This window comes from Castellaniella hirudinis, from assembly GCF_047468865.1.
Taxonomy (GTDB): domain Bacteria; phylum Pseudomonadota; class Gammaproteobacteria; order Burkholderiales; family Burkholderiaceae_B; genus Castellaniella; species Castellaniella hirudinis_A.
In genome coordinates, this window is sequence record NZ_JBLGTV010000015.1 from 60,796 (window position 1) to 73,285 (window position 12,490).

The window sequence follows — 12,490 nt, forward strand, 5'->3', positions numbered from 1 at the left end:
GCAACCGAGGTTCTCATGAGTGAATTGCAGATTTTGCTGATTTCGATAGGGGCGGTGCTGATCGTCCTGGTGCTGCTGTACAACGGCTGGCAAGAATGGCGCGCCCGGCGCAGCATGCGGCCCGTGCAGCCCGATCCGGGCCAGGATGTGCTGTTGCAAGACGCCCCGCAACGGCGCGAGCCCGGCCTGTGGGATCGCCCGCCCGCCCCGGCGGCGGCCCCCGAAGAACCCGCCGACATCGACCCCGCCTGCGAGGCCGTGATCGATATCGCCTTGGCGCACCCCGTGCCGGGCGCGGCGCTGGCCGACGCCGTGCGCGGCATCGAGCGGGCGGGGAAAAAGCCCGTGCGGGTGTTCGTCCAGCGCGAAGGGGGCGGATACAGCGCGCAGGCGCAGCCGGACGCCGCCTACGTGGCGCTGCAGTTGGCCGTGGTCATGGCCAACCGCAGCGGCCCGCTGACCGCCATCGAGTGGTCCAATCTCTGGACTCTGGCGCAAGACCTGTCCGAACACTTCGAGGGCCAGATCGAAGCGCCCGAGCAAGACGCCGTGCTGGGCCGCGCAACCGAACTCGACGCCCGCTGCGCGGCCATGGATGCCCAGGTCGGCTTGATCCTGCAGCTGGCGACGCCGCAGCCGCTGGCCGCCATTACACAGGCTGCCGCCCAGGCCGGCTTCGTGCCGTCTGGCCCGCGCTGGGCCTGGGTGGCTGAAAACGGCATGCCGCGCTTCACGATGCTGCTGGACAGCGGCAATCCGGCCGCCATCCACCGTGTGGACATCGTATTGGACGTGCCCAACAGCATCCCGGACGACCAGGCGTTCAGCCGCATGGTGGCCGTGGGCCGGGATCTGGCCGGCCGCCTGGACGCCCATGTGCTGGACGACCAGGGCCGCACGTTCCAGGACAGCGCCATGGCGCCCATCGACCGGCAGATCAGCGCCTTGTACGACCAGTTGGAACAGGCCGGGTTTCTGGCCGGCACAGAACGCACCGCCCGGGTGTTTTCGTGAGCGACGCGGCCTTGCGCCGGCAGCTGCGGGCGTTGCGCGATCAGATCGTCGCGCACAATCATCGTTATTACGTGCTGGACGATCCCGCCGTGACCGACGCCCAGTACGACGGCCTGATGCGGCAGCTGCAGGCCATCGAACAGGATCACCCCGACTGGATCACGCCCGATTCCCCCACCCAGCGGGTGGGGGCCGCGCCCAGCGGGCATTTCGCCCCCGTGCGCCATGCGGTGCGCATGTTGTCCCTGGGCAATGCTTTCCAGGACGAGGACGTCCGCGCTTTCGACCAGCGCATCGAAGCCACCCTGATCGACGCGGGCCTGCTGGCCCGGCCGGCGGACGCGCCCGCCGCCGGGGCGGCGCAGCCCGATCTGTTCGCGCCGGGGGCTGCCGCGCCGGCGGGGGTGGATTACCTGGCCGAATATAAATTCGATGGGCTGGCCGTCAGTCTGCGCTACCAGGACGGCCTGCTGGCGCAGGCCGCCACCCGGGGCGATGGCGCCGAAGGCGAGGACATCACCGCCAATATCCGCACCCTGCGTTCCGTGCCGCTGCGCCTGCGCGGGCAGGCCCCCGCCGTGCTGGAAGTGCGCGGCGAAGTCCTGATGACCCGCGACGACTTTGCCCGGCTCAACCAGCAGCAGTTGGCCCGCGGCGACAAGGTGTTCGTCAACCCGCGCAATGCCGCCGCGGGCAGCCTGCGCCAGTTGGATCCGCAGATCACGGCCACGCGGCCGTTGCGCTTCTATGCCTATGGCTGGGGCCAGATCCAGGATGCGGGCCGAGACTTCCTGCCCTGCGCGACCCACGCCGCCATGCTCGATTGGCTGGCGGATTTCGGCTTCGCCGCCAGCCCCGGCCGCCAGGCATGCCGGGGCGCGCAGGCCCTGCTGGATTTCTACCGCGATGTCGAAGGGCTGCGCGCGCGCCTGCCTTTCGACATCGACGGCGTGGTTTACAAGGTCGACAGCCTGAAGGCCCAGGACGTCCTGGGCTTTGTGGCGCGCGCGCCGCGTTTTGCCATTGCCCATAAGTTTCCGGCGCAGGAAGAAACCACTCGCCTGCTGGGGATCGACGTGCAGGTCGGGCGCACCGGGGCGCTGACCCCCGTGGCCCGCCTGCAGCCGGTGTTCGTGGGGGGGGTGACCGTCACCAATGCCACCCTGCACAACGAGGATGAAATCCGCCGCAAGGATATCCGCATCGGCGATACCGTGATCGTGCGGCGCGCCGGGGACGTCATCCCCGAGGTCGTCGCGCCGGTATTGCCGGATCGGCCCGCCGATGCCCGGGTGTTCGACCTGCTGGCGGTGTGCCCGGTGTGCCCCGAATGCGGCTCGGCGGTCGAGCGCCCCGAAGGCGAGGCCATCACGCGCTGCACCGGGGGGCTGTTCTGTCCCGCGCAGCGCAAGCAGACCCTGTGGCATGCGGCCAGCCGCAAGGCCCTGGACATCGACGGCCTGGGCGAAAAACTGATCGAGCAACTGGTGGATGGCGGCCGGGTGCATACGCTGGCCGATTTGTACGGCCTGGGCGAGCTGGAATTGTCCACGTATCCCCGCATGGGGCGCAAATCCGCCGCCAATCTGGTGCAGGCCATCGACGCCAGCCGCCGGCCGCCCTTGTCGCGCCTGTTGTATGCCCTGGGCATCCGCCATGTGGGCGACACCACGGCCCGGGACGTAGCCCGTCATTTTGGCTCGATGCAGGCCATCATGGACGCGTCGGAAGACGAATTGCTGCAGGTGCCGGAAGTCGGCCCTGTCGTGGCGGCGTCCATTCGCCGCTTTTTCGCCGAGGCGCACAACCGCGACGTCGTCGCCGCCCTGCAGGCCGCGGGGGTGCAACCCCAGGCCGACGCCGCGCCCGCCGGCGCGAAGCCCCTGGCGGGCAAGACGCTGGTTCTGACCGGCACCTTGCCCACCTTGACGCGCGACGAAGCCACGCGCCGCATCCTGGCGGCCGGGGGCAAGGTCAGCGGTTCGGTCTCGCGCAAGACCGCCTGGGTCGTGGCGGGCGAGGACGCCGGCGGCAAGCTGGCCAAGGCCGAATCACTCGGCGTTGCCATCCTGGACGAGGCCGGCCTGCTGGACTTGCTGGGATGATGAGCAATCATGCCCCCGGCCGCCGGGATGCCGTTGCATCAGAAAACGCTTTGTATGGGGCCCGGATACTGCAGGATCAGGCTGTCTGAGGTGTCGCGCAAGCCGCGCAAAAAATAGCGGGGCGGTCTTCCCGGGGAAGACCGCCCCGCTGGGCTGTCGGTCGTTGTGGATTACTTGGCTTCGCTGTTGTCCACGACCTTGGCGTCCTTCATCAGTTGCTTCTGATAGTCGGACAGCGCCTGCTGGCGCATCATTTCTTCCAGTTGGGGTTTGGCTTCGTCAAAGGACGGGAAGGCCACCGGGCGCTCGTCTTCGACCTGGATGACGTGCCAGCCGAATTGGGTCTGCACCGGGGCGGCGCTGAGTTGGCCTTTTTTCATGCTTTCCACCGCCTGCGCGAATTCCGGCACGTAGTTGCTGGTGGGGCCCCAACCCAGCTCGCCGCCGTTCTGGCCGCTGCCCGTGTCGATGGAGTCTTTTTTAGCGGCGGCCTCGAAGGAGGTCTTCTTGGCCTTGATGGCTTTGATCAGCGCCTTGGCCTCGTCCTCGGTCTTGACCAGGATGTGCCTCAGCTTGTATTCCTTGCGGTCGGCCTGGTCGGCCTTGATGGTGTCGTATTCTTTTTTCAGATCGGCTTCGGTGACCGGGTGATCCTTCAGGTGTTTGGCCATCAGGGCGCGCACCAGGATGCTTTGGGCGGCGAGCTCGGTTTCCTGCTTCACGGCGGGGTCTTTCTGCAGGCCCGCTTTCTCGGCCGCCTGCACCGCCACCAGGCGGTTGATCATTTCCTGCTTGACCTGGCTGCGCAATTGGGGGGAATCCTGGGCGCCCTGGCTGACGAGCAGGCTGATGAATTGATCGAATTTTTCTTGGGAAATCCCCTGCCCATTGACGGTGGCGATGTCTTTGGCATAGACCGGCAGGGCCAGGGAGGCCGCCAGGGCAATAACAGCAAAACGTTTCATGAAAGTCCTTCGGTAGAGGGCGTGCCGGCCTCGATGGCCAGCGCGTGAACAGGATGGGGCATCAGATCTCGCACGCAATCATACACAAGGCGATGGCGCGCCAGGGTGGACAACCCATGAAATTGATTGGACACGATGCGCAGCCGAAAGTGCCGCGCACCGCCTTGCGCCCCGGCGTGGCCGATGTGCAGGTGGGATTCGTCGATCAGCGTCAGGCCGCTGGGGGACAGAACCTGCAGGCGCTGCCGCAGTTGCTGCAGCACCGGGTCGAGGGCGTTGTCGCCGGCATTCATGAGGGATCCCGGGGGTTGGCCGGGGCGCGATCCGTCGGTGTGTCGGGCGGGGCCTGGATGTGCCGGCCCAACCACAGGGATTGCACGATGACGAAGATCACCAGCAGGATGGTCAAGCCGAAGACCTTGAAATCCACCCATTGGGATTCGGTGAACTGGCCGGAAAACGCCACATACAGGTTGAGCGCGCCCGATAGCGTGAAAAACGCCGCCCAGCTGTCGTTCAGGCGGGCCCAGGCGGGATCCGGCAGGGCGATTTTCTCGCCCATCAGGCGACGCATCAGGTTGCGCCCGGCAAACAGGCGCGAACCCAGCAAAATGGCGGCGAACAGCCAGTACAGCACGGTGGGCTTCCATTTGATGAACGTATCGTCGTGCAGCAGGATGGTGGCCCCGCCGAACACCGTGATGATGGACACATTGATCCAATGGGTGGCTTCGATCTTGCGGCGTGTCAGGGCCAGCCAGAGGATTTGCAGCACGGCGGCCACGATGGCGATGCCGGTGGCCACATAGATGGCGGCGTCTTTGCCCACGTAGCTGTCGCCCAGCTTGTAGGCCAGGAAGAACAGGATCAGCGGAAAGAGGTCGAAAAGAAATTTTTTCATTCGGCCGGGATGAAGTTGAGCGAAAGGGAGTTGATGCAGTAGCGCAGGCCGGTGGGCGGCGGGCCGTCGGGGAAGACGTGGCCCAGGTGGGCGTCGCAGACGGCGCACAGGGTTTCGGTGCGCACCATGCCGTGGCTGGTGTCGCGGATTTCGCGGATGCGGTCGGGCTGGATGGGCTGGAAGTAGCTGGGCCAGCCGCAGCCCGCATCGAACTTGGTGTCGGACACGAACAGAGGCGTGCCGCAGCACACGCACACATAGGTGCCTGCCTGGGCGTGATCCCAGTAGCGGCCGGTAAAGGGGCGTTCGGTGTGCTTCAGGCGGGTGACGTTGAATTCCTCGGGGGAAAGCTGGGCGCGCCACTGGGCGTCGGTGCGGGTGATTTTTTCCACGGAAAGCAGGTAGCGGAGGGCGGTGGCGAACCGGGCGAGAAAGCCGGTAGACCAGGCCGGACAGCAAACAGATAAAGCCTAATCTTATACGAGATTGCACTGCGCGTGCGGCAAGGACATTGCTGGTTGCACTTCGATGCGGCTGGTCGTGCGACGTTTATTTTGGGGTGGCAAACGAAAATCCAGCAGCAGATTGCGTGCAGCTGAGATAATATGACCCCCATTCATGATTCATACTGGAAAATGCCTGATCAGGCAATATGGATTGCGCAGTGGGCTGTTGGCGCGCTGCGGTCGATATGAGCTGTGTTTACCAATGACTACCCGGAGACAAGCATGCGTTTAGCCTCTTCATTTCGATTGACCCTGGGCGCCGCCGCCCTGCTGGCCGCCTTGCCCTTGGCGGTTTCGGCCCAGATCAAGGTCGGCGTCACCGTGTCGGCCACGGGCCCGGCGGCTTCGCTGGGGATTCCAGAGCGCGATACCGTGGCCTTGCTGCCCACTGAAATCGGCGGACAGCCGGTGGAATACCTTGTGCTGGACGACGCCACCGACACCACCCAGGCTGTCAAGAATATCCGCAAGTTCACGGCGGACGATCATGTGGACGTGGTGCTGGGCACGTCGGTGACGCCGGCCTCCCTGGCGATGTCGGACGTGGCCGCCGAGACCGGGACGCCCATGATCAGCGTGGCGGCCAATGCCAAGCTGGTCGAGCCCGTGGACGGCCCGCGCAAGTGGGTGTTCAAGACCCCGCAGAACGACGCCTTGATGGCGGGCGCGCTGGCCGATGCCATGGTCAAGCAAAACGTCAAGACGCTGGGCTTTATTGGCTTCAGCGATGCCTATGGCGAAGGCTGGCTGCAGGAAATGACCGCGGCGGCCGAGGCCAAGGGCATCAAGCTGGTGGCGGCCGAACGCTTTGCGCGGCCCGACACCAGCGTCACCGGCCAGGTGCTGAAGCTGCTGTCGGCCAACCCGGACGGCATCCTGATCGCCGCTTCGGGCACGCCGGTGGCGCTGCCCCAGCGGGAACTGATCGAACGCGGCTACAAAGGCCAGATCTACCAGACCCACGGGGCGGCCAACAACGACGTGCTGCGGGTGTGCGGCAAGGCCTGCGAGGGCATGATCCTGCCCGCCGGCCCCCTGCTGGTGGCCGAGCAGCTGCCCGACAGCAATCCGGTCAAGCAAAGCGCGCTGGTGTATGTCAAGGCCTACGAGGGCAAGTATGGCGAGGGCACGACCAACACCTTCGGCGGCCATATGTGGGATGCCGGCCAGTTGATCAACGACGCCATCCCGCGCGCCCTGGAAACCGGGGCCAAGCCGGGGACGCCGGAATTCCGCGCGGCCCTGCGCGATGCCCTGGAACAGGTCAAGGAACTGCCGGCATCCCAGGGGGTGTTCAACATGAGCCCGACCGACCATGCCGGGATGGATACCCGGGGCCGCGTCATGGTTCAGGTGGTGGACGGCAAGTGGACTTATCAGCCGGATCTTTGACGGCCATGTCCGGGTTTTCATGTGATGGATGGCGTGCCGCCGTGTCTGGGCGCGCCGTTTTCCAGGAGGCCGGGTGGATCTGACCATTGCCTTGATTCTGCTGCAGGACGGCTTGCTGAACGGGGCCATCTACGGCCTGTTGGGGCTGGCCCTGGTGCTGGTGTTCGTCGTGACCCGGGTCATTTTCATTCCACAGGGCGAGTTCGTCACTTTCGGGGCCCTGACCCTGGCGTTTCTGGCCAATGGCAAGGTGCCGGGGACGGCCTATCTGCTGGTGGGCATGGGGGGGCTGGTGTGCCTGGTTCAGGCGGTGGCGGCCTGGCGCGCCCGCCATTGGCAGGGGTATGGGCGCACGCTGTTGTGGGCCTTGGTCTTGCCCTTGTGCCTGCTGGCCCTGGCCCCCTGGGTGGCCGGCCCGCAGGTGCCCCTGTTTGCGCAGGTGGCGTTTGCGCTGGCCCTGGTCATTCCCATGGGGCCCATGGTCTATCGCCTGGTCTACCAGCCGGTCGAACAGGCCAGCGTGCTGGTTCTGCTGATTATCTCGGTGGCGGTGCATTTTGCCCTGACCGGCCTGGGCTTGTTGTTTTTCGGGGCCGAAGGCTGGCGCACGCCGGCGCTGGTCGAAGGCACGGTGCAGCTGGGGCCGGTCACCTGGACCGCTCAGACCTTCGCCGTGCTGGGGTTGTATGCGGTGCTGATCGTGGGCCTGTGGCTGTTTTTCGGCCGCACCCTGTATGGCCGGGCGCTGAGGGCCACGGCGGTGAATCGGCGCGGGGCTCGGCTGGTGGGCATCAGCACGCGCGTGGCCGGCAGCCTTACCTTTACCTTGGCGGCGGCCATTGGCGCGCTGTCGGGCATGCTGATCGCCGCCATCACCACCATCTACTACGACACGGGTTTCCTGATCGGGCTCAAGGGCTTCGTGGCGGCGATTTTCGGCGGCCTGGTCAGCTATCCCGTCACGGCGCTCGGCGCCTTGTTCGTGGGCATCCTGGAAGCCTTTTCGTCCTTCTGGGCCAGCCCCTTCAAAGAGGCCATCGTGTTCACCCTGATTATCCCGGTTCTGCTGTGGCGCTCCTTCGGCAGCGTGCATCTCGACGAGGAGGACTGAGCCGATGCGCAGCCGTTTGATCGCGGGCGCCGCCCTGTTGGTGTTGGCCGGGTTGCCCTGGCTGCCGGGGGTGCCGGCCTTCTGGGTCACGCAGATGAACTACATCGGCCTGTACAGCCTGGTGGTGCTGGGCCTGGTGCTGCTGACCGGGGTGGGCGGGCTGACGTCCTTCGGCCAGTCCGCCTTTGTCGGCCTGGGGGCGTATTCCACCGCCTGGCTGACCACGGCGGCGGGGGTGTCGCCCTGGCTGGGCCTGCTGGCCGGTTTGCTGCTGACAAGCCTGGTGGCCTACGGCCTGGGGTTGATCACGCTGCGCCTGTCCGGGCATTACTTGCCCTTGTGCACGCTGGCCTGGTGCCTGGCCCTGTATTACCTGTACGGCAATCTGGATTTCCTCGGGCGCTATGACGGCATCGCCGGCATACCCCCCATCCGCCTGGGCGACTGGTCGCTGGGGGCCAGCGCGTCCATGTATCTCCTGATCTGGCTGATCTTGCTGCTGGCCCTGTGGGCGACACACAATCTGCTGGATTCCCGCTCCGGGCGGGCGATTCGCGCCCTGCGCAGCGGGGCCATGGCCGAATCCTTCGGAGTGGATCTGGCGCACTACAAGGTGGTCATCTTCGTGTATGCCGCGCTGCTGGGCAGTATCTCCGGCTGGCTGTACGCGCATATGCAGCGCGCCGTCAGTCCCAGCCCCTTTGGCCTGGGCTACGGCATTGAATACCTGTTCATGGCCGTGGTGGGCGGCGCGGGCAGCGTCTGGGGGGCGGTGGCGGGCGCCGCCGCCATTTTGCTGGTCAAGGATCAGCTGCAGAATCTCCTGCCCAAGCTGGTGGGCACCGGGGTCAACCTGGATTTGCTGGTGTTCGGGGTGCTGATGATCCTGGTTCTGCAGTTTGCCCGCGATGGTTTGTGGCCTTGGCTGGCGCGCCTGGGTCAGGTGCTGGGTGGCCGGGGCGCCTCGTCGCCCGCCGCCGAGGTCTCCGCGCGGGTTTTGGCGCCCGCCGCCGAATTGCCGCGGCGGGCGTTGCCAGCCCCGGGGGCGCTGGTGCTGGACGTTGATCGGGTTCGTAAAGAGTTCGGTGGCCTGGTGGCGGTCAACGACATCAGCTTTCGTTTGCATGCAGGCGAAATCATGGGTCTGATCGGCCCCAACGGCGCGGGCAAGAGCACCACCTTCAATCTGATCAGCGGTGTGCTGGCACTCAGCGCCGGCCAGGTGCGGTTCATGGGGGATCGCATCGACGGTCGTCCCGCGCACGACATCGCCCGGCGCGGCCTGGTGCGCAGTTTCCAGCATGTGCAGCTGCTGCCCGACATGAGCGTGCTGGACAACGTCGCCCTGGGGGCGCACTTGCGCAGCCGGGCGGGCGTGGTATCGGCCGCCCTGCGCCTGGATCGCGCCAGCGAGGCCGCGCTCAAACAAGAAGCCGCCCGCCAATTGCAGCGCGTCGGGCTGGGCGATGTGATGCACCAGGCGGCGGGCAGCCTGCCCCTGGGCCGCCAGCGCATTGTCGAAATCGCGCGGGCCTTGTGCGGCGACCCGATCCTGCTGCTGCTGGACGAGCCCGCCGCGGGCTTGCGTTTCCAGGAAAAGCAGGCCCTGGCCGCCGTGCTGGATCAGTTGCGTCTGGAAGGCATGAGCCTGCTGCTGGTGGAACACGATATGGATTTTGTGATGAAGCTGACCGACCACCTGCTGGTGATGGATTTCGGCACCCGCCTGGCCGAAGGGGTGCCGGCCGATATCCGCCAGGATCCCGCCGTGCTGGAAGCCTATCTGGGCGGTGTGGACGAAGCCTGGACAGTACCGGCCGCCGTGGCCGCCCCTGAACCCGCCCAGGCATCCGAGGCCGCCGCGCGGCGGAAGGGGGGCGCATGAATCATGCCGGCGAAGCGCTGCTGACGGTCCAGGGGCTGTCGGCCCAGTATGGCAAGGTGGCGGCGTTGGATCCTTTGGATCTCGTGGTCGGCCGCGGGCAGATCGTCACCGTCATCGGTGCCAATGGCGCAGGCAAGTCCACTTTGCTCAATGCCTTGATGGGGGCCTTGCCGCAGCGCGGCCATAGCCAGGGGCGGGTGCTGTTTCAGGGACAGGCGATCCAGGATTGGGACATCGAGCGCCGGGTCGGGCTGGGACTGAGTCTGGTGCCCGAAAAGCGCGAACTCTTTGCCAGCATGTCGGTGCACGATAATCTGCTGCTGGGTGGTTTCCGCCTGTACCGCGCCGGCCAGCGGGGCTGGCAAAACACCTTGGATCAGGTGTTCGACCTGTTTCCCCGCTTGCGTGAACGCGCCCGCCAGGCGGCGGGCACGTTGTCGGGCGGCGAGCGCCAGATGCTGGCCGTGGGCCGCGCCTTGATGGCGCAGCCGTCTTTGCTGATGCTGGACGAACCCAGCCTGGGCCTGGCCCCCCGGGTGGTGCGCGAAATCTTCCAGACCATCGCCCGGCTGCGCAGCACCGGGGTGTCGATTCTGCTGGTGGAACAAAACGCCCGCGCCGCCCTGCATGTGGCCGATGCCGGCTATGTGCTGGAAACCGGCGCCCTGATCCTGCAGGGAGATGCCGCGACGCTGTCCAACCACCCCCGAATAATCGAAAGTTATTTGGGATTCGCCCGGACATAAAACAGTCCTGAGGACTGTTTTATGCCTGGCGAATCGGCACGGCCTGCGGGCCGTGCCGTGGGAATCGGCACGGCCTGCAGGCCGTGCCGTGGGAATCGGCGGGGCCTGCAGGCTCCGTCGTGGATCGGTCTGCCCACGACACCCTGCTCCGCCGGGGGGCGGCGGCTTTGTAGTAAACCGTTGCATTGACAGCTTGATCGGCAAGGCAATAAGCTTGGGCGGGAAGCTTCGGATGTTGGTTCGGGAAATTGCGCGCCCGCTGTCGGGGTGGACATTGCCTGGGGCGGGGTTCGGGCTTGCACCATGACCATATCGGAGACAAATCCATGAAAATGAAAAAGCTATTGCTGTGCATGGCATTGGGTGCGGCGATCCCGCAATTTGCCGGCGCGGCCGAACCCCTGCGCATTGGGATCTTGAATGATCAGTCGGGCCTGTATTCCGACTTCGGGGGGGCGACATCCGTGACGGCGGCGCAAATGGCCGTCAAGGATTTCGGGGGCGAGGTTCTGGGCCGCAAGATCGAGGTTCTGTCGGCCGATCACCAGAACAAGACCGATATCGCCACCTCGGTGGCGCGCAAATGGTTCGACATTGACCATGTGGAAATGATCGGCGACCTGACCAATTCGGCGGTGGCCTTGGCGGTGCAGGGCCTGGCCCAGGAAAAGGGCAAGATCACCATCGCCTCGGGGCCGTTTTCCGCCGCGCTGACGGGCAAGGCTTGCTCACCCACGGGCTTTCATTGGGCTTTCGATACCTATGCCTCGTCGGTGGGCACCGCCACGGGGTTGGTTCAGGAAGGCGCCAAGACCTGGTTCATCCTGGGAGCGGACTACGCTTATGGCAAGCAGCTGGCGGCCGATCTGACCAAGGTTGTGGACAAGAACGGTGGCAACGTCGTGGGCGAAGTCTTCCACCCGGTGGGCACATCGGATTTTGCCTCTTTCCTGCTGCAGGCCCAGTCGTCCAAGGCGCAGGCAGTGGCCCTGGCCAATGCCGGGGCCGACACCAGCAACAGCATCAAGCAGGCCGCCGAATTCGGCCTGACCCAGGGCGGGCAGAAGCTGGTGGCGCTGGGCATAGTGATCAGCGATGTCCACGCGCTGGGCCTGGACAAGGCCCAGGGCCTGGTGGCCACCACGCCGTTCTATTGGGATCGCGACGAGGCCAGCCGCCAGTTTTCGGCCCGTTTCATGGAAGAAACTGGGCGCGAACCCGGTATGGTGCAGGCCAGCGTCTATTCGTCCACCCTTCATTACCTGAAGGCCGTCCAGGCCGCCGGCACCACGGATGGCAAGACCGTGGCCGAGAAAATGCGCGAACTGCCCGTGCATGATTTCTTCGCGGAAAACGGAGTGGTGCGCAAAGACGGCTGGATGGCCCATGACATGTACCTGGTGCAGGTCAAGACCCCGGCCGAATCCAAAGGCCCCTGGGATTACTACAATATCCTGCGCACGCTGCCTGCCGATCTGGTGTCGGTGCCGCTGTCAGAGAGCGCCTGCCCGTTGGTCAAGGGCTGACCCCGATTGCTTCGCATCGAAGCATGATCGGCTGACGGTTTCAGTACGGTAATCCACACTCGCTTGGTTCTGGCAAGAGCGTGAGGGTTCACCGTAGGGGCATGTCGGGGGACGGGCCGCAATTTGGCGGCTTCGCCCGCCGATCATATTGAGCGCACCAACATTGGGTATGCCCTTTCTGTCTCCCTGCCGCCCTGGGGCCGGATGATCCCCGGAATAATGAGGTATCCATGCCCCCGGATGCCAATCATGCCCAAACGCCCGCCCTCTCACCCTTCCACTGCCGACGACCACGACAGCCCCTGGAAGCTGGCGCTGGAACTGTACTTCCCGCAGGCC

At 65.7% G+C, this 12,490-nt stretch carries 11 protein-coding genes; 7 read left to right on the forward strand and 4 right to left on the reverse strand.

What is annotated here, in order from left to right; all coding sequences use genetic code 11:
- Nucleotides 1-15 precede the first annotated feature (15 nt).
- Together ACMHYJ_RS14770 and ligA are read left to right on the forward strand one after the other, a co-directional pair.
- A complete protein-coding gene (locus ACMHYJ_RS14770) occupies nucleotides 16-1,014 on the forward strand; it encodes a cell division protein ZipA C-terminal FtsZ-binding domain-containing protein (RefSeq protein WP_414246949.1) in 999 nt (332 codons plus the stop codon).
- Entirely contained in the window at nucleotides 1,011-3,119 is a 2,109-nt protein-coding gene (ligA, locus tag ACMHYJ_RS14775; RefSeq protein ID WP_414246950.1) for an NAD-dependent DNA ligase LigA, read from the forward strand. The genes ACMHYJ_RS14770 and ligA overlap by 4 nt, the downstream gene beginning before the upstream one ends.
- A 170-nt stretch (nucleotides 3,120-3,289) precedes the next feature.
- On the opposite strand, the gene ACMHYJ_RS14780 is transcribed toward ligA, so the two are convergent.
- The 4 genes from ACMHYJ_RS14780 to msrB are packed head-to-tail and all read right to left on the reverse strand — an operon-like array spanning nucleotide 3,290 to nucleotide 5,377.
- A complete protein-coding gene (locus tag ACMHYJ_RS14780) occupies nucleotides 3,290-4,084 on the reverse strand; it encodes a peptidylprolyl isomerase (RefSeq protein ID WP_414246951.1) in 795 nt (264 codons plus the stop codon).
- Nucleotides 4,081-4,377, reverse strand: a complete 297-nt coding sequence (locus ACMHYJ_RS14785; protein WP_414246952.1) for a BolA family protein — start codon at nucleotides 4,375-4,377, stop codon at nucleotides 4,081-4,083. Before ACMHYJ_RS14785 ends, ACMHYJ_RS14780 begins: the two co-directional genes overlap by 4 nt.
- The gene (locus ACMHYJ_RS14790; protein ID WP_414246953.1) at nucleotides 4,374-4,985 is read right to left on the reverse strand and encodes a septation protein A; all 612 of its coding nucleotides are present in this window, start codon (nucleotides 4,983-4,985) and stop codon (nucleotides 4,374-4,376) included. Before ACMHYJ_RS14790 ends, ACMHYJ_RS14785 begins: the two co-directional genes overlap by 4 nt.
- Nucleotides 4,982-5,377 carry a peptide-methionine (R)-S-oxide reductase MsrB gene (gene msrB / locus ACMHYJ_RS14795; RefSeq protein ID WP_414246954.1) on the reverse strand — a complete coding sequence of 132 codons (396 nt, stop codon included), beginning with the start codon at nucleotides 5,375-5,377 and terminating at the stop codon, nucleotides 4,982-4,984. The genes ACMHYJ_RS14790 and msrB overlap by 4 nt, the downstream gene beginning before the upstream one ends.
- A 336-nt stretch (nucleotides 5,378-5,713) precedes the next feature.
- Here msrB and ACMHYJ_RS14800 point away from each other — a divergent pair, with 336 nt between their 5' ends.
- The 5 genes from ACMHYJ_RS14800 (at nucleotide 5,714) to ACMHYJ_RS14820 (ending at nucleotide 12,151) form a co-directional block, all read left to right on the forward strand.
- Nucleotides 5,714-6,883 (forward strand): ABC transporter substrate-binding protein, encoded by a 1,170-nt coding sequence (locus tag ACMHYJ_RS14800; RefSeq protein WP_414246955.1) that lies wholly within the window; start codon nucleotides 5,714-5,716, stop codon nucleotides 6,881-6,883.
- Nucleotides 6,884-6,956: 73 nt separating this feature from the next.
- Nucleotides 6,957-7,994 (forward strand): branched-chain amino acid ABC transporter permease, encoded by a 1,038-nt coding sequence (locus ACMHYJ_RS14805; RefSeq protein WP_414246956.1) that lies wholly within the window; start codon nucleotides 6,957-6,959, stop codon nucleotides 7,992-7,994.
- A 4-nt stretch (nucleotides 7,995-7,998) separates the two neighbouring features.
- Nucleotides 7,999-9,879, forward strand: a complete 1,881-nt coding sequence (locus ACMHYJ_RS14810; RefSeq protein ID WP_414246957.1) for an ABC transporter permease subunit — start codon at nucleotides 7,999-8,001, stop codon at nucleotides 9,877-9,879.
- A complete protein-coding gene (locus tag ACMHYJ_RS14815) occupies nucleotides 9,876-10,625 on the forward strand; it encodes an ABC transporter ATP-binding protein (protein ID WP_414246958.1) in 750 nt (249 codons plus the stop codon). The genes ACMHYJ_RS14810 and ACMHYJ_RS14815 overlap by 4 nt, the downstream gene beginning before the upstream one ends.
- Before the next feature lie 326 nt (nucleotides 10,626-10,951).
- Nucleotides 10,952-12,151: an ABC transporter substrate-binding protein gene (locus ACMHYJ_RS14820; RefSeq protein ID WP_414246959.1), complete on the forward strand. Its 1,200-nt coding sequence runs from the start codon at nucleotides 10,952-10,954 to the stop codon at nucleotides 12,149-12,151.
- The last annotated feature ends 339 nt before the right edge of the window (nucleotides 12,152-12,490 follow it).